The organism is Mesorhizobium sp. WSM3224, assembly GCF_000427725.1.
In the GTDB taxonomy this organism is placed as follows: domain Bacteria; phylum Pseudomonadota; class Alphaproteobacteria; order Rhizobiales; family Rhizobiaceae; genus Mesorhizobium.
In genome coordinates this window covers 1-23,525 of record NZ_ATYO01000025.1, presented here as the reverse complement: position 1 = coordinate 23,525, position 23,525 = coordinate 1, and the positions used below count along the sequence as shown (strand labels likewise).

Sequence of the window (23,525 nt, the reverse complement as noted above, 5' to 3'; positions counted from 1 at the left end):
GACTGGACTGACCGCTCGGGGACACAGCTAGGATGGCGCTGGATGATGACATCCGCATCCTGTCCGGCGTGAAGCTTTTCCAGGGCTTCACGCAGGAACAGCTGCGCCTGCTCGCCTTCGGCGCCGAGACCACGTTCCTGCAGGCCGACCATAAGCTCTACCGTGAGGACGACGTTGCCGACTCCGCCTATATCGTGGTCAGCGGCTTGATCGCGCTCTATCGGGAACAAGGCGGCGAACGCGTCCCGATCGGTACGGCAGGCCCGGGCACCATGCTGAGCGAGCTGGCGCTGATCGCCGATACCAACCGGCTGACCAGCGCCTCAGCCGCGGCCGATTCGGAAGTGATCCGCTTGAGCCGCAAGATGTTCCACCGCATCCTGGAAGAATATCCGGAGATCGCCGTGCTGTTGCACGATCGCATCCTGGAAGAATTCCAGCAGATGATCGCCCGCATCGAGGCGCTGGCGCCGCGGTTTACGGGTTAATCGAGGTTGAACCGCGCGATCACCGGCACATGGTCGGAGGGCTTCTCCCAGCCGCGCGCAGCCTGCAGGATCTCGTAGCCGGCGAAATTCGGCACCAGGTTGGCGGATGACCAGACATGATCGAGGCGACGGCCACGGTTGGAAGCTTCCCAATCCTTCGCGCGATAACTCCACCAGGTGTAGAGTTTTTGCTCGGCCGGCACGTTGAGCCGCATCAGGTCGACCCAGCCGCCGGCATTGCGCATCGCCTCGAAGTTTTCCGTCTCGACCGGCGTGTGGCTGACGACGTTGAGCAATTGCTTGTGCGACCAGACGTCATGCTCCTGCGGCGCGATGTTCAAGTCGCCGACCAGGATCGACGCGGATAGCTCGTCCTGGCTCGCCGGCATGCCGTTCATCTCATGGACGAAGTCGAGCTTGTGCCTGAATTTGCGGTTGATTTCCGGATCCGGCTCGTCGCCGCCGGCCGGCACATAGAAATTATGCACCAGCACCGATTTGCCGCCCGCCCGCACCCTGACCGACAGATGCCGGCTGTCCTCGATCTCGCAGAACCGCCGCTTTTCGACCAGCTCGATCGGTCGGCGGGCGACGGTGGCGACGCCATGATATCCCTTCTGGCCGTGGAACAGGATGTGCTCGTAGCCCGCCTTGCGGAAGGCCTTTTCCGGGAAGAGCTCGTCGGGAACCTTGGTTTCCTGCAGGCAGAGCACATCGGGCGCGTGCTCTTTCAGGAGCCGCTCGACGATCGGCATGCGCAGGCGCACGGAGTTGATGTTCCAGGTGGCGATGGTGAAGGGCATGCGGCGAGGTCCGGGACGGCTAAGGTCGCCGAACTAGTGCCAGCCGCGCAGCGGAAACACAAGCTATGGATAATCGCGTAGGTCAGCGCCGCCCGACAGAGCTCCGGAAGCGGTGGGAGACCTACCGCGTCTTGGTGTTGATCTCGCGGTTCGCCGTGTAGTCGATCGCAAAAGTGTCGGCCGGGAAGCTGCCGCCTTCCTTGACGTTGAAGATCATCACCGTCGTGTCTTTGCCTTGCGCGTCGGTGATCGTCCACTGGCGCAGTTCGTAGGTCTTCGGATCGAACATCATGGTGATCATCGCGTTGCCGAAGACCGACTTGTCGGAAAGCTTGATGGTGGTGAGGTCGTCCTCTTCCTTGATGGCCTTGACGCGTCCGCCGGAGAGGTCGATCCGCTCGTCGAGCAGCAATTTCAACGGTGTCTTCGACAATGGGTAGAGGTCGGAGGTGTTGAGCCTCTTGTTGAGGATCACTACCGACTTGCCGTCGGAAATCACGCGGAAGTTCGAGGAGCCGTCATAATTGAAGCGGATCTTGCCCGGGCGCTCGAGGAAGAACTTGCCGCCGGTCTGCTCGCCTTTCGGGCCGAACTGGACGAACTCGCCGCTCATCGACTTCACCGAGGAGAAATGGTCGGCGATCTTCTGCGCCGCCGGCGGCACGGCGGCCTGCGCCGCGGCCACGAGCTGGTAGCCCGGCACGAGGTTGAGAGCGGCAGCCCCGCCAAGCATCAGGCCGAGGCCGAGGAGCTGGCGGCGGGTGAGGGCGAGTTCGGTCTTGGTCTTCATGCCGGTCACTTCCTGTGATTCGTATGGTGGCAGTATCTGGACTCCCACTAGGGCTTAAGTTTGGCGGGTGCGCGACAGCCCGTCGGATATGCGCGGCGACAAGCCCGTCGCACAAACGCGGGCGGCGGCCCGTCGCACAAACGCGCCAAGCGATTTCCGGTTGCCTGCCGCCCGCGTCCAAGCCTGCAGGCTAGAATTTGTCCTCTTCGGTCGGCACCAGGATCTCGCGCTTGCCGGCATGATTGGCCGGGCCGACAATGCCTTCCTTCTCCATCTTCTCGATGATCGAGGCGGCGCGGTTGTAGCCGATGCCCAGCCGGCGCTGGATGTAGCTGGTCGAAGCCTTGCCGTCGCGCAGCACCACCGCCACCGCCTGGTCGTAGGGATCGTCGGAATCCTCGAAATTGCCGCTGCCGCCGCCGCCCGAGCCGCCACGGCCGCCCGAGCCTTCTTCCTCGTCTTCGTCGTCATCCTCGGTGATGGCGTCGAGATATTCCGGCACGCCCTGCAGCTTGAGATGCGCGACGATCCTCTCGACCTCGTCGTCCGAGACGAACGGACCGTGGACGCGCTGGATGCGACCGCCGCCGGCCATGTAGAGCATATCGCCCATGCCGAGCAGCTGCTCGGCGCCTTGCTCGCCAAGGATCGTGCGGCTGTCGATCTTCGACGTCACCTGGAAGGAGATGCGGGTGGGGAAATTGGCCTTGATGGTGCCGGTGATGACATCGACCGAGGGGCGCTGCGTCGCCATGATGACATGGATGCCCGCCGCGCGCGCCATCTGCGCCAGGCGCTGCACTGCGCCCTCGATGTCCTTGCCGGCCACCATCATCAGGTCGGCCATCTCGTCGATGATGACGACGATATAGGGCATCGGCTCGAGATCGAGGTTTTCCGTCTCGTAGATCGCCTCGCCGGTCTGGCGGTCGAAGCCGGTCTGCACCGTGCGGGAAATCCTTTCGCCCTTCTTCTCTGCCTGTTGGACGCGCGCGTTGAAGCCGTCGATGTTGCGCACGCCGACCTTGGACATCTTGCGGTAGCGGTCCTCCATCTCGCGCACCGTCCACTTCAGCGCGACGACCGCCTTCTTCGGATCGGTGACGACCGGCGTCAAAAGATGCGGGATGCCGTCATAGACCGAGAGCTCGAGCATCTTCGGGTCGATCATGATCAGCCGGCATTCCTGTGGCGTCAGCCGGTAGAGCAGCGACAGGATCATGGTGTTGATGGCGACCGACTTGCCCGAGCCGGTGGTGCCGGCGACGAGCACGTGCGGCATCTTGGCGATGTCGACGATGACGGCCTCGCCATTGATGGTCTTGCCAAGCGCCAGCGCCAGCTTGGCCTTGGTCGTCTCGAAGTCGCGGCTGGCCATGATCTCGCGCAGATAGACCGTCTCGCGTTTGGCGTTGGGCAGCTCGATGCCGATGGCGTTGCGGCCGGGCACGACGGCGACGCGGCAGGCGATCGCGCTCATCGAGCGGGCGATGTCATCCGAGAGGCCGATGACGCGCGAGGATTTGATGCCGGGCGCCGGCTCCAGCTCGTAAAGCGTGACGACCGGGCCGGGACGGACATGGATGATCTCGCCCTTGACGCCGAAATCCTCCAGCACGCCTTCCAGCAGGCGCGCGTTCTGCTCCAGCGCGTCCTTCGACAGGCTTGGATCCTTGGCGACGTTCTTCGGCTCGGACAGGAAATGCAGGGACGGCATCTCGAACGTGTCGGAACCGATCAGCGAGGTCTGCGCTTCGCGCTGGACGCGGGCGCCCGGCACGGGGCGCGCCGCCGGCGCCGCGACGCGGGTGGCGGCATCGGAACGGAAATTCTGCACCCTGGCGGTCGGCGCGCCGCGGCGCTGGACAGGCGCCTCGTCGTCGAAGTCGTCAAGGCCGACGTCTTCGTCCTGCTCGTCGTCGAAGATATCCTGGTCAGCCGGATCGACCGAGACGCTGCGGTCGTTGACCATTGCGGCGAAGAATTCCGGCTCGACGCGGGCACGGCCGCCGGGGCTCATGCGGGCCTCGGCGAACTCGGCCGATTCGACCCGCTCGGCGGCGCGCCGCCAGGCGCTGGGCCGTGGCTCCATCGGCGGCTCGAACTCGTCGCGCTCTTGCCTGCGGCGCGCGGCGCGGCGGTGCATCCAGGCGCGGAACGACAGCCACCAATGGGTGATCGCGCCGAGCGCGAGGATTCCCTCGTCGCCTTCGTCCTCATCCTCGTCGAACAGCATCTCGTCCTGCTCACGCGGATCGGGCCGGGCGGTGCGCTCCATGACGGCAAAGCCGTTCTTGCGCGCGAGCAGCGCCGAGCCATAGCCGAACAGCCACAAGGCGGGAGCGGCGAGGATAACCGCTATGATCGTCGCGAAAAGGCCTTTCGGGTAACCGCCGACCGCGATGCCGGGGATTTTCAGCACCATGTCGCCAAAGACGCCGCCGAGGCCGGTGGGCAGCGGCCAGGTGTTGGGCGGCGTCACGCAGCCGGCGATGGCCGCGGCAGTGAGCGCAAAGCCGAACCAGGCGAAGCCGCGCTTCGGCAATTTGTCGACGCCGCGCGCCGAAAACAACAGGAAGCCCCAGATCACCGCCGGCACTAGGCCCGCGACCGCGGCAAGGCCAAAGAACTGCATGGCGAGGTCGGAGAACACCGCGCCGGTATAGCCCATGGCGTTGGTGACGACGTTGCTGGTGGCGTGCGAGAAACTCGGGTCGGCGACATTCCATGTGGCTAAAGCTGCGACGCCGAAGGCGGTGAACAGGAACAGGCCGGCGCCGACCAGCCGCCCGACCTGACGCCGCGCGAATGCCTGGATGCCGTGCCCCGTATCGGTCAGCGCGAGCGGTGCTGAAGCGCCTGAACGCATGCCTCTTCCCCGTGATCGTTGCCTGGCCGGGCGCATGGCGCACTCCGGCAGATTCGGACGCCAGACTATCGGGGGGAAGGTTAAGGCCGCATTAACCATGGGCCTTTACCCGCATGTTGCACAAACAGAGGTGGCAGGCTTCGCAGCCCGCCACCTCTTGTCTTGAAACGCCAATAAGATCAGGTCCATCCGGACCCGATCTTGAGCATTCACTTGTTGGCGCCGCCAAGAGCCATCAGGTTGGCGCAGAATTCGGCGTGAGGCTTGCTCATCGCCGCGTCCTGGCATTCCTTCATCATCATGTCCTGCTTGTCCTTCGGCATCGAAGCCCAGGCCGCCTTGAAATCGGCTTCCGGCTTCATGGTCTTCATGCTGGAATCGGTGAAGAACGGGGCCATGTTGGTCGGCTCATCGAGGGCACCGGCAAGTGCAACGCCGCTGACCATCGAAAGAGCCATTGCTCCCAGAAAGATGTTCTTGAAGTTCATCAGGTGGTTCCTTCCCTCTTGTTTGGCGAGCGCCAGATTGACGGTCGCAATCCAGGTACGAAACCAGGGGCCCCAACGTTTCAAGCTGGCGCGATCAAGTGAATGTGATCGAAGGCCTGAATGGGGCCGCAGCCTGACAAAAAAGAGGCCCGGAAGGTTGTTCCGGGCCTCAAGGCGTGAGCCCTTTTCGGGAGCGTCACGACGGGATCTTGGGAGGAATTCGGGCCGGCGGGAGGAGGGTTCCGCCGGCCCTTGGCTTAAAGCGCGTCGCGCTGAAATGGATTCAGGCGACGCACTTTAAGTCTTTGTTTTGATGCATGTCGTTGTCCCAGAACCGCTGCACACTTCTGGGCGACATGCACTGGTAGGCCCTTACGGCACCACTTCGCCGTGCTGGGTGACGTCGAGGCCTTCGACCTCTTCCTGGGTGGACGGACGCAGGCCGACCAGCGCCTTGACGATGTAGAGGATCACGAAGGTGGCGATCGCCGTCCACAGGATGGTGAAGGCGATGCCGTAGAGCTGCTTGGCCACCGAAGCGTCCTTGCCGAGCGCGTTGATCGCCGGATCGGCGAGCGCGCCGGTGAGCAGCGCGCCGACGATGCCGCCGACGCCATGAACGCCGAAGGCATCGAGAGAGTCGTCATAGCCGAACGCATGCTTGAGCTTGACCGCCGACAGGTAGCAGATGACGCCGGCAAGAATGCCGATAATGAACGCGCCGGTCGGATTGACGAAGCCGGAAGCCGGCGTCACCGCGACGAGGCCGGCGACGGCGCCCGAGATGATGCCGAGAACCGAAGGCTTCTTGGCGACGATCCATTCGGCGAACATCCAGGCCAGCGCCGCCGCGGCGGTGGCGACCTGGGTGTTCATCATCGCCGCGCCCGCAAGGCCGTCGGCGGCCAGTTCCGAGCCGGCGTTGAAGCCGAACCAGCCGACCCACAGCAGCGAAGCGCCGATGACCGAATAGACGAGGTTGTGCGGTGCCATGTTGGTGGTGCCGTAGCCCTCACGCTTGCCGAGAACGAGCGCGCAGACCAGGCCCGCGACACCGGCATTGATATGGACGACCGTGCCGCCGGCGAAGTCGAGCACGCCGGCTGTGCCGAGGAAGCCGCCGCCCCACACCCAATGCGCGATCGGCGCGTAGACGAAGACCAACCACAGGCCCATGAAGATGAGCAGCGCCGAGAATTTCATGCGTTCGGCGAAGGCGCCGGCGATCAGCGCCGGCGTGATGATGGCGAAGGTCATCTGGAACATCGAGAAGACGAATTCGGGAATGTTCGCCACGCCCGGCAACCACAGCGTCGAGACGGTGATGCCGTGGTGGAAGAACCTCGAGAAGCCGCCGATATAGGCATTCATCGACGCCGATTCATTGGTGGTGAAGGCGAGCGAATAGCCGAACATGAACCACAGCACCGTCACCAGGCAGGTGATGGCGAAGCTCTGCATGATGGTGGCGAGCACGTTCTTCTTGCGCACCATGCCGCCATAGAACAGCGCCAGGCCCGGAATGGTCATCATCAGCACCAGCGCCGTCGAGGTCAGCATCCAGGCGGTGTTGCCGGTGTCGAGCGCGGGCGCCGGCGCCGCGGCGGTGGCTGCCGGGGCAGCTTCCTGCGCGAAAGCTGCGACGGTGCTCATCGCCACGAGCGCGAGCGAAGCGGCCGCGCGTCCCGTCGTCTTCAAGGTGGAAGGAATATTCATTTAACTCTCCGTTGGAATGGCTGATCGCGGCTCAGAGCGCGTCGGTGTCTGTTTCGCCGGTGCGGATGCGCACCGCCTGGTCGATGCCGAAGACGAAGATCTTGCCGTCGCCGATCTGGCCGGTCTTGGCGGCCGAAGTGATGGCTTCGACGGCCTTGTCGACCATGTCGGCCCCGACCGCGACCTCGATCTTGATCTTGGGCAGGAAGCTGACCGCGTATTCCGCGCCGCGATAGATTTCCGTGTGCCCTTTCTGACGCCCGTAGCCTTTGACTTCGGTGACGGTCAGGCCCTGGATGCCGACGGCGGTGAGCGCTTCGCGCACCTCGTCGAGCTTGAACGGCTTGATGATTGCCATCACGATTTTCATAAGGTTTCACCCTTTGCTGTTGCGGTCCCCCGCGTTTGCACACCTTCACCGATCCCGAGGAGAGCCGGAGAGTGCCCGACAGGATTCAAGCTCCGTGCCAATTGCCGAGGCAGGGTGTTAACCTCTTGTAAACAAAGGGAACAGGCGGCCCGCGCACATTCTTTGTGCGCAGGCGCATCGCTCTCGCGGCTTAAAAAATAGGCAAAAAATCGGAAATGCCTACTTAACAGGCTCTAGCCGGAAGCCGGCTCAGCGTTTCAGCCGGATAAGGCCTTCCTGGGCGACCGAGGCGATGAGCGTGCCGTCGCGCGCGAACAGCGAGCCGCGGGTGAAGCCGCGCGAGCCTTGCGTCGAGGGACTGTCCTGATTGTAGAGGATCCAGTCGTCCAGCGAGTGGCTGCGGTGGAACCACATCGCGTGGTCGAGGCTGGCCGCCTGGATGTCGCGGTCGAAGATGGCGCGGCCATGCGCGAAGGTCGAGGTGTCGAGAAGCGTCATGTCCGAGAGATAGGCGAGCACCGCCGCCTGAATGGCGCGGTTTTCCGGCACCGGGCCGGTGGTGCGGATCCAGATGTTCTGCTGCGGCTCCAGCTTCTCGCGGCTCGTATAGTGCTTGAGCATCACCGGCTTCATCTCGATCGGCCGGTCGCGCTCCCAGTAGCGCCTGATGCCTTCCGGCACCGCCTCGCCGAATTTTCCCAGAAGCTCGCGCTGCGAGAGCAACGTATCGGGCGCCGGCACATCGCGTGGCATCGGCAACTGATGCTCGAGGCCCACCTCGTCCTGCTGGAAGGAAGCCTCCAGCGAGAAGATCGCCTGGCCATGCTGGATCGCCACCACCCGGCGCGTGGTGAACGAGCCGCCGTCGCGGATGCGGTCGACCTCGTAGACGATCGGCAGTTGGGTGTCGCCCGGCCGCATGAAATAGCCGTGCAGCGAATGCACGTGCCGCTCCGGCTCGACCGTACGCTGCGCGGCCACCAGCGCCTGGGCGATGGTCTGGCCGCCGAAGACACGTTGCCAGTCGACCTTGGGGCTGCGACCACGATACAGATTGTGTTCGAGCTGTTCGAGGTCGAGAATATCGAGAAGCTCGTCCATGGCCGCCGTCATGTTTGAAATCCTTCAAAGATGTGCCATGGCCGGTTTCGGACAGGACGTGCAGGCAGTCAAGGCCGCAAACGGCAGCCGGCCGAAACCGCGAAAGGATGATGCCATGGTCGACCGCAAGCCGGAAGGAGCAGGGACCAATGGGAACCGCGAGGCGCCGCTCGACGTGCTCATCGCCGGCGCCGGCTATGTCGGCCTCACCGCCGCGGTGTCGCTGAAGCAGGCGCGTCCGGGCCTCGCCGTCGCCGTCGTCGATGCCGCTCCTGCCGGCGTCTGGCAGCGCGACGGCCGCGCCTCGGCCATCGCGGCGGCCGCCAGCCGCATGCTGGAACAGCTCGGCGTCTGGAAAGAGATCGCGCCGCAAGCACAGGCGATCACCGAAATGATCATCACCGACTCGCGCGCCGCCGACCCGGTGCGCCCGGTGTTCTTGACCTTCGACGGCGAGGTGGCGCCTGGCGAGCCTTTCGCCCACATGGTCGCCAACCGGGATCTCAACGGCGCGCTGCGCCGGCGCGCGGCGAAGCTTGGCATCGACATCATCGAAGGCATGGCGGTCAGTGCCTTCGACGTGAACGGCGCCAGCATCACGGTGCACCTGGCCGACGGCGCGACGCTGAAGGCGCGGCTGCTCGTCGCCGCCGACGGCGTCAACTCCAGGCTGCGCGACATGGCCGGCATCAAGACCGTCAAATGGGAATACGGCCAGTCCGGCATCGTCTGCACGGTGGCGCATGAGCGCCCGCACAACGGCCGCGCCGAGGAGCATTTCCTGCCGGCCGGCCCGTTCGCGACACTGCCGCTGAAGCCGGACAAGGATGGAACCAACCGCTCGTCGATCGTGTGGGTGGAGCGCACGGAAGACGCCAAGGCGCTGGTCGAGGGCGACGAGTTCGTCTTCGAGCACGATCTGGAGCAGCGCTTCGGCCTGAAACTCGGCGAGATCCGCGTGGCCGACAAGCCGCGCGCCTGGCCGCTTGCCCTGACGCTCGCCCGCGCCTTCGTCGCGCCCCGCATCGCGCTAGCCGGCGACGCCGCGCACGGCATCCACCCGATCGCCGGCCAGGGCCTCAATCTCGGCTTCAAGGATGTCGCGGCATTGGCCGAAGTCCTGGTCGAGGCCGACCGGCTCGGCCAGGATATCGGCGCCCTCGACGTGCTCGAGCGCTACCAGCAGTGGCGCCGTTTCGACACGCTGCAGATGGGCGTCACCACCGACGTGCTGAACCGGCTGTTCTCCAACGACATCGGCCCGCTGCGCGCCGCGCGCGACCTGGGCCTCGGCCTCGTCGAGCGCATGCCCAGGCTGAAAGAGTTCTTCATCCGCCAGGCCTCGGGCCTGTCGGGAGATACGCCAAGGCTGTTGAAGGGCGAGGCGATCTAAACTGTATTGCAGTGGCGCCGAAAATTCAGGTCAGGCCGTGTCGAAAATGGCGGATTCCGAGAACCGGAGCGGAGCGTACTTTCGTAGGTGAGCACCGGCCTACGCCGGCCGTAGCCTTAATTCAGCTGCCACGCCGCTCATCAGTGCTTCGGCCGGCGAAGGCCGGAAGCGCAGGAAGCCGGCGTTTGCAGGCCGGCCTCACCTGAATTCTAATTCACCTCAAACCCCAGCTTCTGCCGAAGCCTCAGCATCCGCTGGTCGGCGATCTTGAGGCTCTGCTCGCCGCCTTGCGCGGCACGGCTCAGCATCCTGAGCAGATCGTCCCGCTCATGGGGATCGAGGCGCTCGCGCAGGAACGGTGCCAACTTGTCGATGACGATCGTCGTGTCGTCGACCTGCGCGGCCGCCCATTTGGCGTAGACCACGGCCTCGTCGGTCTTCTTTGGGCTCTCCGAGATCTGCGAGATCACATCGCGGATGACCGCTTCGCGCTTCGGCAGGACAGGGCCTTGTTCCGAAACGATCGCGGTGATCAGCGTCGCGGCCGCCACAACCGGGTCGTCGATCGCGGTCAGCGGCGAGAGCGCCGCCTGTTTGCGCAGCTTCTTGCGGCGCACGGAACCCTGGACCCGACCGATTACATCGGCAACGTCACGCGCGGCCTCGTTCATCGCCTTCATCCGGTACCACCAGATGGCCGCCGCTCCTAGCACGCCGAGGATAGCAATCAGGAAAGGCATGCCGAAAATCCCCCGAAATCTCGGCGACGATAGAAGAAGAGCGGCATCGCTTCAACACGCGACAGTTGCGGCAGGCGAAAAATAGCCCGCTCCGGGCAGTGACGGATGCCGAAGCCGCCGCAAGCCCGCCACGCGCGCAGAGACTACGATCCCGGCACGTTGTAGATCGCCCTGACTTCGATTGTGCCGATTTCGGCCAACGGAATATTGCCAGCAATCTCCAGCGCTTCGTCGAGGTTCTCGGCCTCGATCATGACAAAACCGAGCAACTGCTCCTTGGTTTCGGCGAACGGACCGTCGGTGACAAGCCGCTTGCCGTTGCGCCGCCGCACTGACTTCGACGTCGCCACCGATTGCAGCGCTTGCGCGATGATCAGCTTCCCACTCCGCTCCACCGACTTGTCATAGGCGATCGAATCGGCATCGAGCTTGGCCAGCCGCTCGGGTGTCATGGCGTAGAGGTCTTTCTCCTCGCCATAGACCAGACACACATATTTCATTTCGAGCTCCCTTCCTGCGATGAACCATAAGAGGCGATGACGGGCGTGTCAGCCGGGTTCGCGGCGCGGTCGAGAACGCATGCGCCTATGCCGATGACGGCGACGGCCGTGAGCAGTCGGCCGAATCCGGATGCCGGCGGATCAAGCCAAAAATCCTGCCGCTGTCGGACTGTTCGTCCCGGACGCTTCCAAAAGGCGAAAAACAGATTGTCCATGTGAACCTCCATCCGGCCGTGAAAATCCTTGGCCGACCGAAGGACGCACGAGCCACGGCGAGGTCGACATTTTTGCATCCGCATTTTTGAGATTTTTTTCAAAGCCACCGCGGCGGACGTGCCGGAGCATGGATAGCCTTCCGCCGCGCCTGCGCTATAGTTCAGTGGAACGTCGGCGCCCGCCGGCGAGAAACCTCGACAAGGCAGGAGGACTTCATGGACCGCACCGCAAACGCCGTCTGGACAGGCAATCTGAAGGAAGGCAAGGGCACGCTGGACACGCAGAGCGGAACGTTGAAGGGCACGCCCTATTCCTTCAAGGCTCGCTTCGAGGATGAAAGCGGCAAATCCGGCACCAATCCGGAAGAGCTGATCGCCGCCGCCCATGCCGGCTGCTACGCCATGCAGCTGTCGCATTTCCTGGCCGAGAACGGCACCCCCGCCGCCGAGCTCGACGCCAAGGCGGTGGTGACGCTGGTCCCCGGCACCGGCATCACCGGCAGCGCCATCACGCTGGTCGGCAAGGTGCCGGGTATCGACGCCGCAAAGTTCAAGGAACTGGCCGAGAAGGCCAAGGCGGAATGCCCGGTCTCGAAAGCGCTCGGGGCTATAAAGGTTTCGCTCGACGCCAAGCTGGGGTGACTAGTTTTGGGAGGGCAGCGATCCTTCGCCCCCCTCTCTGCCCTACCGGACATCTCCCCCTCAAGGGGGGAGATCAGCAGCTTGGGCGCCTCGCTCCCTCTGCAACGTCGGTGATTGGCGAAAGCCGGCGTGACATCCAATCTCCCCCTTGATGGGGACCGGCAGGACAGAGAGGGGGCCTCGCGCTAACGTCTCTGGTATGAGCTAGCCGCCCAGCGCCTCGATCCTCGCGCGCAACGCCGCGACCTCGTCCTCCAGCACCTTCACGCGCGTTTCGAGATCCGTCTCCGATGACGCCGCCGCCGGCTGCTGCGGGGCCGTTGCCGCGCTCGCCTCGACCGGTCCGCTCAGCAGATGGACATAGCGCTCCTCGCGCTGCCCGGGCGCGCGTTCGAGCAGTTGGATAAGCGGCGGCCTGCGGCCGATCATCAGGTCGAGATTGTCGCGAAGCTCCTCGATCGAGGCAAAGCGCGCCATCCGTTCCGAACGGGCAAGCAGTTCATGCGCCGTCTGCGCGCCGCGCAGAAGCAAGAGACCGATGACCGCGATCTGCGGCGTGGTCAGCGAAAAGCGCTGCGCCGTCAGATGCTCGTAGCGCTCGACGCGCGAGGCGAAGGCCTGGCGCACCAGCCCTTTCTGCTCGAGCGAGCTCAGCGCCCGCCTGATCTCGGTCAGCTCCAGCGTCATCACCGGCTCGCGCGCCGTCTTCTGGTTGGCGGCCTGGTGCGCGCCATTCAGCGTCAGCGGATAGACGTCCGGCGTCAGCTCCTTCTTCTCGATCAGGGAACCGAGCACGCGCGCTTCGGCGGGAGAGAGGATTGGGAGATCGGTCATGGGCTTGGCTTTTCGATAAAGTCGGTTCTCTGAGTATCGATTTTGACAGACATCGGACCGCTGCGACAAGGCAGAACCTTGGAGAGGTCGGCGGGACAGCGCCCTCCTCTGGCCTGCCCTTCCTTCGCAGCAGCTGCGCTGCAGCTTCGGAGGGTGAACCGGCCATCTCCCTCGCAAGGAGGGACATCAGCAGCTTCTGCGCCGTCGTCCATTCTTGCAACGTTGAAGATTGGCGAAAGCGGGAATGACAGCCAATCTCCCCCCTTGCGGGGGAGATGTCCGGCAGGACAGAGGGGGGTGTGACGGATCGCTATCCAGGCGATTTTACGCAGTCACCTCTGGCCCTAAACCCTTCTCTCCACCATCATCTTCTTGATCTCGGCGATCGCCTTCGCGGGGTTCAGACCCTTGGGACAGGTCTGCGCGCAGTTCATGATGGTGTGGCAGCGATAGAGCCGGAACGGGTCTTCCAGATTGTCGAGCCGCTCGCCTGTCGCCTCGTCGCGGCTGTCGATCAGCCAGCGATAGGCCTGCAGCAGCGTCGCCGGGCCGAGATAGCGATCGCCGTTCCACCAATAGCTCGGGCACGACGTCGAGCAGCAGGCGCACAGGATGCATTCGTAAAGACCGTCGAGCTTCTCGCGATCCTCATGGCTCTGCAGCCATTCCTTGGCCGGCGTCGGCGAAACCGTCTTCAGCCACGGCTCGATCGAAGCGTGCTGGGCATAGAAATTGGTGAGGTCGGGCACCAAGTCCTTGATCACCGGCATATGCGGCAGCGGATAAATCTTCACCGCGCCCGAAATGTCCTCGGCGCCCTTGGTGCAGGCCAGCGTGTTAGAGCCGTCGATGTTCATGGCGCAGGAGCCGCAGATGCCCTCGCGGCAGGAGCGGCGCAGCGTCAGCGTCGGGTCGATCTTGTTCTTGATCCACAGCAGCGCGTCGAGCACCATCGGCCCGCAATCGTCCATGTCGACGAAATAGGTGTCCATGCGCGGGTTGCCGCCGTCGTCCGGCGACCAGCGATAGACGCGGTATTCGCGCAGATTGGTCGCACCCTCCGGCTTCGGCCAGGTCTTGCCCTGCTGGACCTTGGAATTCTTGGGAAGCGTGAGTTCGACCATTACCTGCGGTCCTTTCGGATGACGAGCTTCAGCCCGGACCAGATTTCGTTGACGGCGGCGACCTTGACGTCGACCAGATCGCGCTTCAGCGCCTCGGCGCGGATCACGTCCTCGGTGACGTCGGTCAGCACCTTCGAGGCCTTCTTCGGCCAGGAGACCCAGACCATGCCGTCGCGCTTGATCGCGGTCTCGATGCCGGCGAGGCCATCCTCGATCTCCGCGCGCTGCCGCGTGAAGGCGTGCACGGCATCGTATTTCTGGCTGCCCGAGATCGCCGACCAGTCGAACAGCCGATCGACGGCGGCGAAGGACACGGCCTCGGTCAGCTCATCGAGTTCCGGCGGTAGCGCGATGAAGGCGGCGACCATGCCGTCCCTCAGGCCGAGCTTGGCCGGAAGGGGCGTGCCGGAATATCCCGTGGCCGCCAATGCCATGGTCAATACACCCTGGCCTTCGGCGCGATCTTGGCCAGGTTGATGCCGCCATCCTTTTCCGCCAGCAGCGTCTCGGTATGCACCGGCCGGTAAGTCAGCGTCACCTTGCCGTCCTCGCTGACGCGGGCCAGCGTGTGCTTGCGCCAGTTGGCGTCGTCGCGGGCCGCGAAATCTTCCCGCGCATGCGCGCCGCGGCTCTCCTTGCGCGCCTCGGCGCCGTAGACCGTGGTGATGGCGTTGGCCATCAGGTTTTCCAGCTCCAGCGTCTCGACGAGGTCGGAATTCCAGATCATCGAGCGGTCGAAGACCTTGATGTCCTTGAGCTCACCCCAGATTTCCGAGACGCGCTTGCAGCCCTTCTCGAGCGATTCCTGCGTGCGGAACACGGCGGCGTCCTCCTGCATCGCGCGCTGCATCTTCTCGCGCAGCACCGCCGTCGGCGTCGAGCCGTTGGCGTGACGCAGCCTGTCGAAGCGGTCCATGATCTTGTCGACCGATTGCTGATTGGGCGACGGGATCGCCGACTTGCGGTCGATCACCTGGCCGGCGCGCAGCGCCGCCGCGCGGCCGAAGACGACGAGGTCGATGAGCGAGTTGGAGCCCAGCCGATTGGCGCCGTGCACCGACGCGCAGCCGGCTTCGCCCACCGCCATCAGGCCAGGCAATACGCGATCCGGGGCCTTGGCCGTCGGGCTGAGCACTTCGCCCCAATAATTGGTCGGCACGCCTCCCATGTTGTAGTGCACGGTCGGCAGCACCGGGATAGGCTCCTTGGTGAGGTCGACGCCGGCGAAGATCTTCGCCGATTCCGAAATACCCGGCAGCCGCTCGTGCAGCACCGCCGGGTCGAGATGGTCGAGATGCAGGAAGATGTGATCCTTCTTCGGACCGACGCCACGGCCTTCGCGGATCTCCATCGTCATGCAGCGTGAGACAACGTCGCGCGAGGCAAGGTCCTTGGCCGACGGCGCATAGCGCTCCATGAAGCGCTCGCCTTCGGAGTTGACGAGATAGCCGCCCTCGCCGCGCGCGCCTTCGGTGATCAGGCAGCCGGCGCCATAGATGCCGGTCGGGTGGAACTGCACGAACTCCATGTCCTGCAGCGCGAGCCCTGCGCGCGCGGCCATGCCGCCGCCGTCGCCGGTGCAGGTATGCGCCGAGGTAGCGGAGAAATAGGCGCGGCCATAGCCGCCGGTCGCCAGCACGACCATCTTGGCCGAGAAACGGTGGATGGTGCCGTCGTCGAGGTTCCAGGCCACGACCCCGGTGCAGGTGCCGTCCGGCTCGGTGATCAGGTCGAGCGCGAAATATTCGATGAAGAACTGAGCGTTGTTCTTCAGCGACTGGCCATAGAGCGTGTGCAGCATGGCATGGCCGGTACGGTCGGCGGCGGCGCAGGTGCGCTGCACCGGTGGGCCTTCGCCGAAATTCATCATCATGCCGCCGAAGGGCCGCTGGTAGATCTTGCCTTCTTCCGTGCGCGAGAACGGCACGCCGTAGTGCTCGAGCTCGTAGACCGCCGCAGGGGCCTCGCGCACCATGTATTCCTGCGCATCGATATCGCCCAGCCAGTCCGACCCCTTGACGGTGTCGAACAGGTGCCACTGCCAGTTGTCCGGGCCCATATTGGCGAGCGAGGCGGCGATGCCGCCCTGCGCGGCAACGGTGTGCGAGCGCGTCGGGAACACCTTGGTGATGCAGGCGGTGCGCAATCCCTGCTCGGCCATGCCGAGCGTGGCGCGCAGGCCGGCGCCGCCGGCGCCGACGATCACGACATCGAACTTGTGGTCGACAAAGGTGTAGGCGGAAGCCGCGTCAGCGGTGTTTGGATTGGCCAAGACGTCAGCCTCCGAATGCAAGTTTGAGCAGGGCGAAGAGCGACGCGACGCCGACTGCCACTGCGAAGAAGGTGTTGAGAGCGATCAGCGCCAGTTTCATGCCTTCGCCATGCACATAGTCCTCGATGATGACCTGCATGCCGAGCCGCATGTGGTAGAGGCCGGAAATCAGCACTAGCGCCAGCACCAGCGCCACGAAGGGATTGGCGAGCGCTGCCCGCACTTCCGTATAGCCGTGGCCGTTGACCGCGATCAGGAAGCCGACGAAGAACAGGAGCAGCGGTATATTGGCGATCGCCGTCAGCCGCTGGCGCCAGAAATGCTGCGTGCCCTCACGGGCGGAACCCAGGCCGCGCACCTTGCCGAGCGGCGTGCGCATGTCGTTGTTGTAACCGCTCATGCCAGGCCCCCCCGCGCCATGTAGCCGGCGATCCAGATCAAGAGCGTCAGCACGATCGAGCCGGCGAGCGTCGCCCAGGCGATCTTCGACGCGGTGGTTTTTTCCAATCCCGCCCCGGTGTCCCAGACGAGGTGGCGCAACCCGCCCAGCATGTGGTGCATCAGCGCCCAGGTGTAGCCGAAGAGGACCAGCCGGCCGAGCCAGGAACCGAAGGCCCAGTTGACCCAGTCGAAAGCCGCCTGCGAGCTCGAAGCCGCGATCAGCCACGCCGCCACCAGCAGCGTGCCGAAATAAAGCGCGCCGCCGGTGATGCGATGGATGATCGACATCGTCATCGTGATCGGCGGCCGGTAGATCGACAGGTGCGGCGAGAGCGGCCGTTCACGTCTGGCAACTGCGCGGGTGGCTGGTGATTTGCTCATGGCTCCCCCAGTTCGGCATCCGGGAAGCCGCTTTGGGAATGCGGCATTGCGGCCTTCATATATGGCTCCGGACAGCCGGTTTCTAATGCTCTTTTTGCACCGCGTCAAAGCCGGAAAATCGTTTTGGAAACATCATTTAGTCTGACAAATTGCCGGCCCAGCGCTTCAATCGATTAGCGGCTGTTTCGAAGCCGGCGCAGCGTTCGCTGCAGTGCAACAAGCAGCACTATCTTTTGCAGGTCTGCGGGGTGGATCCCCGCTTCATCACCAGCGCCTCGCGCCCGTCGATCACGATTGCGTCATGCGTCGCCGCTTCCTGGTAGCGGCTGCTCTGGTTGGCGGGCGAGGCCGCAAACTCCTCGGTCGTGCCATCCGGCCGGACCACGCGCAGCGACGAGCCGAGATTCTGGATGGTGATCATACCGCCATTGCCGCACCTGTAGGTGGCCGTGCCGACGCCGGATCGCGGCACGGTAAGGTCGGTGATGATCTTGGTTGGAGGTGGTGCCGGCGTTGCGGGCGTCTTGGCAGTTGCAACTACCGGAGACGTTGCCGGCACTGGCGGCGCGGCGGACGGCTGGGCCGGCGCAGGCGACGCCGCAGGCGTTGTGGCACTCGCCGCCTTCGGCGCGTTGTCCTGCGGCACACAGGCCGCGGCCGCGAGAAGCAGCGGGATCGCGATCGACACCCGAACCGTGTGACCAAAGCTCATGCGCTGCCCCTTTCGTGCGCGGCACGCTACGGCAATTCCAGGAAAAGTGTGGCCCGGTCAGGTTCGGCGCCTTCGCCGTAGCTTCCGTCCGGAATTGCATCAAAACAAAGAGATAGGGCGGTTTGCCGTTCTCAGTGAAACGGTGAACTGCTCTAACCACGTGGCGCCTGAAGATCAAGCTCACGCTGAGTCAGGGCGGACGGTCCGGTCGTCACGACGGCCCCGCGGCGAGCACAACCGGCCCCGGAAATTAACCATGTTCCTTAAGAACCGGCGCCGGAGGGCTTCCGCCTCTTAACAAAGGTTAAGAAAGAGTTAATTTCTGATTCGAACCGGATTCCGGGCGCGATCCGTCGCGTCGATCAAGGGAGAGCGACATGCGTTTGAATTCAGTGCGGATAGTGCTTGCGGCCGCATCGCTGGTGGCGTTCTCGGTTGCAATCGCCGCGCCGGCCGAAGCCGGCTTGCGCCATCACGACCGTGTCTATGCCGATTCCTTCGGCAATCTCGTCATCGACAGCGCCGCCGGCTACAAGCGCATCATCGTCGGCGAGGGCAAGCTTGCCAAACAACTTTCCGATTACACCAGCGCCGGCCAGCCTGCCGTGGTCTATGACGAATCGGACGAGCCCGGCGCGCCCGGCTGCTACCAGCCGCCGGTGCTGGTGAAGGGCCGCTCCTATATGTACGGACTTTCCGATGGCGAGATGCCCAATCTCAGCCCTTGCCGTTGAAAACCGTCGGCGTGGCGCGGCGCCGCGCCACGCCTGATACGCGCACGCAGTCGCGGCCGGCATTCTTGGCTTCGTAGAGCGCGGCGTCGGCGCGCCGCAAAAGAGCGGCAAAACCTTCGTCCGCGGTCAGCTCCGCCACGCCGAAGCTCGCGCTGCAGCGATGGTCGGCCGGCAGGCCATCGATCGGCAAGGCTCCAAATGCGTTGCGCGCGCCCTCGGCAAACAGCCGGGCGGCCGCAAGATTGGTGCCGGGCAGGATAATGGCGAACTCCTCGCCGCCGATGCGGCCGGCGACATGGTGTTCGGCGGCGGCTTCGCGCAGGAAACCGGCGAACGTCTCGATGACGCGGTCGCCGCAGGCATGGCCATAGCTGTCGTTGATGCTCTTGAAATAGTCGAGATCGGCGATCACCAGCGCCACCGGCACTCCGCGCCGAACGGCGTCGCGCATGGCAAGGTCGGCGTGACGCTCGAAGCCGCCGCGGTTGAAGAGCCCCGACAATGCGTCGGTCTCCGACTTCGAGGTCGCCTCGGCCAGCACGTCGCGCACCAGGACGGCTAAAGCAAGCAGCGCCAGCGCCAGCCCGAACACGGTGCCCAGCGATTGCGACACCAGCGCGTAGCTGGTCTGCACATAGGCCTGAGGGTTGGCGCCCCAGCCGCCCAGCGCACCCGCGATGAACGGCTTGGAGGCAAACTGCACGGCGCTGGCGCCGAGCACCAGCGCAAGCACATGGTCGAGCCGCGCAAGCCTTTGCCGGGAGGAGAGCACGATGCCGAGAGCGGCGAACTGCATGGCGGCGTAAGGAAGCTGGTAGGCCATCATGCGCGTCAGCGAATGGCGCGGCAGGTCCTGCACCAGATAGACGGCGACCGAAGCGACGACCAGGAAGCACAGCATCGGCGGCCAGGGCGGCCGCACGCCATATTTGTGCGCCAGCCCGCCATTGAAGGCGATGGTCGCGCCGAGGAACACGGCAAAGGCCGCAACGACCGGCAGCCGGGCGTCCGCGAAGGCGGGGATGCTGAATTCGATGGCGAAATAGGCCATGCCGAGCAGGTAGCTGAAGGCAAGCCAGCGTGCCGACACGCGCCCGGTATCATAGACGGCAATCGTCATGAACGCCGCCGCCAGCAGCCCGGCGACGAGCAAGTTGATCATCAGGATGAAATCGGCGCTGCCCATGTGTCCCTTGTCCCGGCGGACAGCAAACCATCGACCGACGAAAATCGCGTTAACGCCGCGTATGGTGGGAGGCCCGCTCAGCTTGTGTCAGCCGACGGCGAGCGGCTCGGCGACGAAAGTTGTCTCGGGCCGCTCGTAGGAGAGACGGACGCTGTCGCGGCCGTTCTTCTTGGCCTTGTAGAGCGCCTCGTCAGCGCGTCGCATCAATGGCGCCAGCCCTTCCGTGCCGGAGCGGGCGGCAACGCCGAAGCTTGCGGTGACCCTGGCGCCGGGCGGCAGGCCATCGATCGCGCCGGCCGAGTAGAAGCTGCGGATCGCCTCGGCAAAGAGCCGAGCCGAAGCGAGGTCGCTAAGCGGCAAAAGCACGGCGAACTCTTCGCCGCCGATGCGGCCGGCGGCTCCGCGCGCGCCGGTGGCGGAGCGCAGCCTGGCGGCGAAATCCGCAATCACCCGGTCGCCGGCCTCATGCCCGTACCTGTCGTTCAGCGCCTTGAAGTGATCGAGGTCCGCCAGCACCAGGGCGACGGGAAATCCGGCCTTGCCGCACTGATCGAGCAGCAGGGCGGACCGCTCCTCGAAGCCGCGGCGGTTGAGGATGCCCGAGAGCGGGTCGGTGTGGGTTTCAGCCTTCAGCGCCCGCATCACATCGAGCGCCGCGGCGGTGAACAGGCAAAGCGCGATCAGCAGCGACAGGAGCGCATGCGAAAGCAGCGCCGTCGTCCAGTAGGACGAGCCGTAAAAGCCGTCATAGCTTGGAAACGGCCCATGCGCGATGACGACGACCAGCGTGCGGGCGATGAAGTTCAGGCCCGAAAGCAGCGACAGCACGAAGAGAATCTTTTCGGTCGGACCGTTGTTGCGCACGGTCCTAAGCTCGGCGGCGACCAGCAGGCTGAGCGCGCCGAAGCCGAAATTCATCCCAAGCACGCGCCAGGTAAGGTCCGGCTGGACGAACATGAACCAGATAAAGGCGGCGAGCCCGCCGCCGGTCACGAAACCGATGCCGACATAAGGCACGCGCCGCCCGTAACGCGCGACGATCGCGCCGGAGAGGCAGCAGGCCGCTATCGTGAAACAGATGTTGGAAACGAGCTTGGTCGCCGCCACGCCGACCGGAAGCGTGAAATATTGCAGCAGGAAACCCGGCGCCGACAGGCAATAGCTCGCGCCGAGCGTGGCCAGATACGGACGATGGCGCTGATAGGACCACAGCACGAGGAACGCAGCGCCCAGCGCCAGCGCTATCGTCGGATTAAGCAGCGCTATGAGCAGACCGGTGTCCAAAGGACTGCGACTTTCCCCAACTTACCCGAGGAGAGATATTAGGGCGTAAGCCCAAACAAGCGGTTAAGCGGCGACCGATAAGAGTACAAAAACGAGCGGAACCGGCTCGCGGCAGCAACGTTGTCCGGCCAGACAGGAGACGATTGAAATGGCTGGCACGATCACTTTGACCGACCACGATGAAATCCGGTCCTGGGCGGCAGCGCGCGCCGGCTTTCCGGCGATAGTCGACGTGTCGCCCGAGGCCGGAACGCAGCCCATGCTGCGGCTGGTTTTTGGCCAGAGCGCGTATGAGGACACCGACCGCCCTGAGCGTACGATCAATGCCGGCGGCTATGAGCTGGTCGAATGGGACGAATGGTTCAAGATCTTCGACGAGCGGAAGCTGGCCTTGGTCGTCGCCGCCGACGAACCCGGCCGGCGCGAGGAGTTCCACGAGATTATTCGAAGGTAGATCGCTGAAAAGCGAAAGGCCCGGACGACGTGTCCGGGCCTTAAGATTTGCGGCTGACGTGTTACTTCCAGTCGCGGATGTCGACGAAGTGGCCGGCGATCGCCGCTGCCGCCGCCATCGCCGGCGACACCAGGTGGGTGCGGCCTTTGAAACCCTGCCGGCCCTCGAAATTGCGGTTCGAGGTCGAGGCGCAGCGTTCATGCGGCTTCAGCCGGTCGTCGTTCATGGCCAGGCACATCGAGCAGCCCGGCTCGCGCCAGTCGAAACCGGCGGCGACGAAAATCTTGTCGAGGCCTTCGGCTTCCGCCTGCTCCTTCACCAGGCCGGAGCCCGGAACGATCATGGCGTTGACGCGCGGATTGACCTTTTTGCCTTCGACCACCTTGGCGGCGGCGCGTAGGTCCTCGATGCGGCCATTGGTGCAGGAGCCGATGAAGACGCGATCGAGTTCAATGTCGGTGATCTTGGTTCCCGGCGTAAGCCCCATATAGTCGAGCGCGCGGATCTTCGACGTGCGCTTGTTCTCGTCCGCGATCTCCTGCGGATTGGGCACGATGCCTTGCACCGAGACGACGTCCTCGGGCGACGAGCCCCAGGAAACGATCGGCGGCAGTTTTGCCGCGTCGAGCACGATCACCTTGTCGAAATGCGCGCCCTCGTCGGACTGCAGTGTCTGCCAATAGGCGAGTGCCGCGTCCCACGCCGCGCCCTTCGGCGCGCGCGGCTTGTCCTTGACATAGGCGAAGGTCGTCTCGTCCGGCGCGATCAGGCCGGCCCGCGCCCCGCCCTCGATCGACATGTTGCAGATCGTCATGCGGCCTTCCATCGACAGCGAGCGGATGGCTTCGCCGGCATATTCGATGACGTAGCCGGTGCCGCCGGCGGTGCCGATCTCGCCGATGATGGCAAGGATGATGTCCTTGGCGGTGACGCCTTCCGGCAACTGGCCGTCGACGCGCACCAGCATGTTCTTGGCCTTGCGCTGGATCAGCGTCTGGGTGGCGAGCACATGCTCGACCTCCGACGTGCCGATGCCGTGCGCGAGCGCGCCGAAGGCGCCGTGCGTGGAGGTGTGGCTGTCGCCGCAGACGATGGTCATGCCGGGCAGCGTGAAGCCCTGCTCCGGGCCGATGATGTGGACGATGCCCTGGCGGATGTCGTTCTCGGAATAATACTCGATGCCGAAATCCTTGGCGTTCCTGGCCAGCGCCTCAACCTGGATGCGGCTTTCCTCGTTCTTGATGCCGAACTTGCGGTCGGGCGAGGTCGAGACGTTGTGGTCGACCACGGCCAGCGTCTTTTCCGGATGGCGAACCTTTCGGCCGCTTATGCGCAGGCCTTCGAAGGCCTGCGGGCTGGTGACTTCGTGGACGAGGTGGCGGTCGATATAGAGCAAGCAGGTGCCGTCGTCCTGTCGGTCGACCGTGTGGTCGTCGAAGATCTTGTCGTAGAGGGTGCGCGGTGCGCTCATGTGCGTAAATCCGTCGATATGAGAATAGGAATAGGTCGCCGGCAATCCGGCGCGACGACTGCGATCAGTCGGCTTTAGCTAAGTCGGCTGGTGAGCGCGCCGCAGACGCGCGCCGAGAAGCGCGACGGCAGGCGCTTTCTGTCCTGCAGCACGAAACCCTTGTAGGCCGGATCGCTGAAAAGCTTTTCCATGGCGGCGTAAATAGCAATGTTTTGGCTTTTCGGCAATTAGCGCGACTCTCCCTTCTCCCCTCACATGAGGGCCATTGGGTCAAGAGGTTGATCTGCTAGCTGTTGGTTTGATCGTGGGGCAGCTGTTCGTCCCGACCATAGGGCGCTCGAAAGCGTCGCGCGCAGATCGGCGCAAGGCCGGCTGTCCAGCCGCCGCGCAGCGGCTTGGTCTTGCGCTGATTGAGCACGGCGCCACACTGGACGTGGCGGGATGTAGCTTTGCGTCTCCTGGCCCGGGACCTGCCTTGGCGGGACTGACGGCGCGCTCTGGAGCGCCCTCAGAACCT

Annotated in this window: 26 protein-coding genes; 5 read left to right on the top strand and 21 right to left on the bottom strand. The window is 64.5% G+C overall.

Annotated features, from left to right (window positions below; all coding sequences use genetic code 11):
- The first annotated feature begins 32 nt into the window (after positions 1–32).
- On the top strand, positions 33–488 hold the full coding sequence (locus tag YU3_RS0126755; RefSeq protein ID WP_027169088.1) for a cyclic nucleotide-binding domain-containing protein: 456 nt from the start codon (positions 33–35) through the stop codon (positions 486–488).
- Here YU3_RS0126755 and xth read toward each other — a convergent pair.
- From xth to tesB, 7 genes are all read right to left on the bottom strand, one after another.
- Positions 485–1,291, bottom strand: a complete 807-nt coding sequence (gene xth, locus YU3_RS0126750) for an exodeoxyribonuclease III (protein WP_027169087.1) — start codon at positions 1,289–1,291, stop codon at positions 485–487. The genes YU3_RS0126755 and xth overlap by 4 nt on opposite strands.
- 121 nt (positions 1,292–1,412) lie before the next feature.
- On the bottom strand, positions 1,413–2,081 hold the full coding sequence (locus YU3_RS0126745; RefSeq protein ID WP_027169086.1) for an outer membrane lipoprotein carrier protein LolA: 669 nt from the start codon (positions 2,079–2,081) through the stop codon (positions 1,413–1,415).
- Between the two features lie 190 nt (positions 2,082–2,271).
- Positions 2,272–4,950 (bottom strand): DNA translocase FtsK, encoded by a 2,679-nt coding sequence (locus YU3_RS0126740; protein ID WP_027169085.1) that lies wholly within the window; start codon positions 4,948–4,950, stop codon positions 2,272–2,274.
- Positions 4,951–5,159: 209 nt separating this feature from the next.
- Positions 5,160–5,438, bottom strand: a complete 279-nt coding sequence (locus tag YU3_RS0126735) for a hypothetical protein (protein WP_027169084.1) — start codon at positions 5,436–5,438, stop codon at positions 5,160–5,162.
- A 372-nt stretch (positions 5,439–5,810) separates the two neighbouring features.
- Positions 5,811–7,136 carry an ammonium transporter gene (locus YU3_RS0126730; protein WP_198021723.1) on the bottom strand — a complete coding sequence of 442 codons (1,326 nt, stop codon included), beginning with the start codon at positions 7,134–7,136 and terminating at the stop codon, positions 5,811–5,813.
- A gap of 49 nt (positions 7,137–7,185) precedes the next feature.
- Positions 7,186–7,524, bottom strand: coding sequence for a P-II family nitrogen regulator (locus YU3_RS0126725; protein WP_027169082.1), 339 nt, complete (start codon positions 7,522–7,524; stop codon positions 7,186–7,188).
- A gap of 249 nt (positions 7,525–7,773) precedes the next feature.
- Positions 7,774–8,637 (bottom strand): acyl-CoA thioesterase II, encoded by an 864-nt coding sequence (tesB, locus tag YU3_RS0126720; protein WP_027169081.1) that lies wholly within the window; start codon positions 8,635–8,637, stop codon positions 7,774–7,776.
- A 103-nt stretch (positions 8,638–8,740) separates the two neighbouring features.
- Here tesB and YU3_RS0126715 point away from each other — a divergent pair, with 103 nt between their 5' ends.
- Positions 8,741–10,018 (top strand): ubiquinone biosynthesis hydroxylase, encoded by a 1,278-nt coding sequence (locus YU3_RS0126715; protein WP_027169080.1) that lies wholly within the window; start codon positions 8,741–8,743, stop codon positions 10,016–10,018.
- Between the two features lie 209 nt (positions 10,019–10,227).
- Here the strand turns inward: YU3_RS0126715 and YU3_RS0126710 are convergent, their stop codons facing one another.
- From YU3_RS0126710 to YU3_RS0126700, 3 genes are all read right to left on the bottom strand, one after another.
- Positions 10,228–10,758 carry a hypothetical protein gene (locus tag YU3_RS0126710; RefSeq protein WP_027169079.1) on the bottom strand — a complete coding sequence of 177 codons (531 nt, stop codon included), beginning with the start codon at positions 10,756–10,758 and terminating at the stop codon, positions 10,228–10,230.
- Between the two features lie 143 nt (positions 10,759–10,901).
- Positions 10,902–11,258, bottom strand: coding sequence for a YciI family protein (locus YU3_RS0126705; protein WP_027169078.1), 357 nt, complete (start codon positions 11,256–11,258; stop codon positions 10,902–10,904).
- Positions 11,255–11,473, bottom strand: coding sequence for a hypothetical protein (locus YU3_RS0126700; protein WP_027169077.1), 219 nt, complete (start codon positions 11,471–11,473; stop codon positions 11,255–11,257). Before YU3_RS0126700 ends, YU3_RS0126705 begins: the two co-directional genes overlap by 4 nt.
- Before the next feature lie 216 nt (positions 11,474–11,689).
- Between YU3_RS0126700 and YU3_RS0126695 the strand changes: the two genes are divergently transcribed.
- A complete protein-coding gene (locus YU3_RS0126695; protein ID WP_027169076.1) occupies positions 11,690–12,115 on the top strand; it encodes an OsmC family protein in 426 nt (141 codons plus the stop codon).
- Positions 12,116–12,319: 204 nt separating this feature from the next.
- Here the strand turns inward: YU3_RS0126695 and YU3_RS0126690 are convergent, their stop codons facing one another.
- From YU3_RS0126690 to YU3_RS0126660, 7 genes are all read right to left on the bottom strand, one after another.
- Entirely contained in the window at positions 12,320–12,949 is a 630-nt protein-coding gene (locus YU3_RS0126690; RefSeq protein WP_027169075.1) for a DUF480 domain-containing protein, read from the bottom strand.
- Between the two features lie 344 nt (positions 12,950–13,293).
- Positions 13,294–14,073 (bottom strand): succinate dehydrogenase iron-sulfur subunit, encoded by a 780-nt coding sequence (locus YU3_RS0126685; RefSeq protein WP_027169074.1) that lies wholly within the window; start codon positions 14,071–14,073, stop codon positions 13,294–13,296.
- Positions 14,073–14,507, bottom strand: coding sequence for a DUF3052 family protein (locus YU3_RS0126680; protein WP_027169073.1), 435 nt, complete (start codon positions 14,505–14,507; stop codon positions 14,073–14,075). The genes YU3_RS0126685 and YU3_RS0126680 overlap by 1 nt, the downstream gene beginning before the upstream one ends.
- Before the next feature lie 2 nt (positions 14,508–14,509).
- The gene (sdhA, locus tag YU3_RS0126675) at positions 14,510–16,345 is read right to left on the bottom strand and encodes a succinate dehydrogenase flavoprotein subunit (RefSeq protein ID WP_027169072.1); all 1,836 of its coding nucleotides are present in this window, start codon (positions 16,343–16,345) and stop codon (positions 14,510–14,512) included.
- Between the two features lie 4 nt (positions 16,346–16,349).
- Positions 16,350–16,745, bottom strand: coding sequence for a succinate dehydrogenase, hydrophobic membrane anchor protein (gene sdhD / locus YU3_RS0126670; RefSeq protein ID WP_027169071.1), 396 nt, complete (start codon positions 16,743–16,745; stop codon positions 16,350–16,352).
- Positions 16,742–17,167 (bottom strand): succinate dehydrogenase, cytochrome b556 subunit, encoded by a 426-nt coding sequence (gene sdhC / locus YU3_RS0126665; protein WP_027169070.1) that lies wholly within the window; start codon positions 17,165–17,167, stop codon positions 16,742–16,744. The genes sdhD and sdhC overlap by 4 nt, the downstream gene beginning before the upstream one ends.
- Before the next feature lie 226 nt (positions 17,168–17,393).
- On the bottom strand, positions 17,394–17,879 hold the full coding sequence (locus tag YU3_RS0126660; RefSeq protein ID WP_027169069.1) for a hypothetical protein: 486 nt from the start codon (positions 17,877–17,879) through the stop codon (positions 17,394–17,396).
- Positions 17,880–18,256: 377 nt separating this feature from the next.
- Here YU3_RS0126660 and YU3_RS0126655 point away from each other — a divergent pair, with 377 nt between their 5' ends.
- A complete protein-coding gene (locus tag YU3_RS0126655; RefSeq protein WP_027169068.1) occupies positions 18,257–18,613 on the top strand; it encodes a hypothetical protein in 357 nt (118 codons plus the stop codon).
- Here YU3_RS0126655 and YU3_RS0126650 read toward each other — a convergent pair.
- Positions 18,597–19,799 carry a GGDEF domain-containing protein gene (locus tag YU3_RS0126650; RefSeq protein WP_027169067.1) on the bottom strand — a complete coding sequence of 401 codons (1,203 nt, stop codon included), beginning with the start codon at positions 19,797–19,799 and terminating at the stop codon, positions 18,597–18,599. The two genes, YU3_RS0126655 and YU3_RS0126650, sit on opposite strands and share 17 nt — an antisense overlap.
- A gap of 87 nt (positions 19,800–19,886) precedes the next feature.
- Positions 19,887–21,083: a diguanylate cyclase gene (locus tag YU3_RS0126645; RefSeq protein WP_027169066.1), complete on the bottom strand. Its 1,197-nt coding sequence runs from the start codon at positions 21,081–21,083 to the stop codon at positions 19,887–19,889.
- 148 nt (positions 21,084–21,231) lie between these two features.
- On the opposite strand from YU3_RS0126645, the gene YU3_RS0126640 reads away from it, so the two are divergent.
- Entirely contained in the window at positions 21,232–21,537 is a 306-nt protein-coding gene (locus YU3_RS0126640) for a hypothetical protein (protein ID WP_027169065.1), read from the top strand.
- Positions 21,538–21,598: 61 nt separating this feature from the next.
- Here YU3_RS0126640 and leuC read toward each other — a convergent pair whose 3' ends face one another.
- Both leuC and YU3_RS40830 read right to left on the bottom strand, forming a co-directional pair.
- A complete protein-coding gene (gene leuC / locus YU3_RS0126635; protein ID WP_027169064.1) occupies positions 21,599–23,008 on the bottom strand; it encodes a 3-isopropylmalate dehydratase large subunit in 1,410 nt (469 codons plus the stop codon).
- 74 nt (positions 23,009–23,082) lie between these two features.
- Positions 23,083–23,235 carry a hypothetical protein gene (locus YU3_RS40830; RefSeq protein WP_198021726.1) on the bottom strand — a complete coding sequence of 51 codons (153 nt, stop codon included), beginning with the start codon at positions 23,233–23,235 and terminating at the stop codon, positions 23,083–23,085.
- Between the last annotated feature and the right edge of the window lie 290 nt (positions 23,236–23,525).

Excerpts from the sequence above, each read along its gene's own strand:
- YU3_RS0126755 (WP_027169088.1), top strand. The coding sequence starts at position 33 with ATGGCGCTGGATGATGACATCCGCATCCTGTCCGGCGTGAAGCTTTTC.
- xth (WP_027169087.1), bottom strand. The coding sequence starts at position 1,291 with ATGCCCTTCACCATCGCCACCTGGAACATCAACTCCGTGCGCCTGCGC.
- YU3_RS0126745 (WP_027169086.1), bottom strand. The coding sequence starts at position 2,081 with ATGAAGACCAAGACCGAACTCGCCCTCACCCGCCGCCAGCTCCTCGGC.
- YU3_RS0126740 (WP_027169085.1), bottom strand. The coding sequence starts at position 4,950 with ATGCGTTCAGGCGCTTCAGCACCGCTCGCGCTGACCGATACGGGGCAC.
- YU3_RS0126735 (WP_027169084.1), bottom strand. The coding sequence starts at position 5,438 with ATGAACTTCAAGAACATCTTTCTGGGAGCAATGGCTCTTTCGATGGTC.
- YU3_RS0126725 (WP_027169082.1), bottom strand. The coding sequence starts at position 7,524 with ATGAAAATCGTGATGGCAATCATCAAGCCGTTCAAGCTCGACGAGGTG.
- tesB (WP_027169081.1), bottom strand. The coding sequence starts at position 8,637 with ATGACGGCGGCCATGGACGAGCTTCTCGATATTCTCGACCTCGAACAG.
- YU3_RS0126715 (WP_027169080.1), top strand. The coding sequence starts at position 8,741 with ATGGTCGACCGCAAGCCGGAAGGAGCAGGGACCAATGGGAACCGCGAG.
- YU3_RS0126710 (WP_027169079.1), bottom strand. The coding sequence starts at position 10,758 with ATGCCTTTCCTGATTGCTATCCTCGGCGTGCTAGGAGCGGCGGCCATC.
- YU3_RS0126705 (WP_027169078.1), bottom strand. The coding sequence starts at position 11,258 with ATGAAATATGTGTGTCTGGTCTATGGCGAGGAGAAAGACCTCTACGCC.
- YU3_RS0126700 (WP_027169077.1), bottom strand. The coding sequence starts at position 11,473 with ATGGACAATCTGTTTTTCGCCTTTTGGAAGCGTCCGGGACGAACAGTC.
- YU3_RS0126695 (WP_027169076.1), top strand. The coding sequence starts at position 11,690 with ATGGACCGCACCGCAAACGCCGTCTGGACAGGCAATCTGAAGGAAGGC.
- YU3_RS0126690 (WP_027169075.1), bottom strand. The coding sequence starts at position 12,949 with ATGACCGATCTCCCAATCCTCTCTCCCGCCGAAGCGCGCGTGCTCGGT.
- YU3_RS0126685 (WP_027169074.1), bottom strand. The coding sequence starts at position 14,073 with ATGGTCGAACTCACGCTTCCCAAGAATTCCAAGGTCCAGCAGGGCAAG.
- YU3_RS0126680 (WP_027169073.1), bottom strand. The coding sequence starts at position 14,507 with ATGGCATTGGCGGCCACGGGATATTCCGGCACGCCCCTTCCGGCCAAG.
- sdhD (WP_027169071.1), bottom strand. The coding sequence starts at position 16,745 with ATGAGCGGTTACAACAACGACATGCGCACGCCGCTCGGCAAGGTGCGC.
- sdhC (WP_027169070.1), bottom strand. The coding sequence starts at position 17,167 with ATGAGCAAATCACCAGCCACCCGCGCAGTTGCCAGACGTGAACGGCCG.
- YU3_RS0126660 (WP_027169069.1), bottom strand. The coding sequence starts at position 17,879 with ATGAGCTTTGGTCACACGGTTCGGGTGTCGATCGCGATCCCGCTGCTT.
- YU3_RS0126655 (WP_027169068.1), top strand. The coding sequence starts at position 18,257 with ATGCGTTTGAATTCAGTGCGGATAGTGCTTGCGGCCGCATCGCTGGTG.
- YU3_RS0126650 (WP_027169067.1), bottom strand. The coding sequence starts at position 19,799 with ATGGGCAGCGCCGATTTCATCCTGATGATCAACTTGCTCGTCGCCGGG.
- YU3_RS0126640 (WP_027169065.1), top strand. The coding sequence starts at position 21,232 with ATGGCTGGCACGATCACTTTGACCGACCACGATGAAATCCGGTCCTGG.
- leuC (WP_027169064.1), bottom strand. The coding sequence starts at position 23,008 with ATGAGCGCACCGCGCACCCTCTACGACAAGATCTTCGACGACCACACG.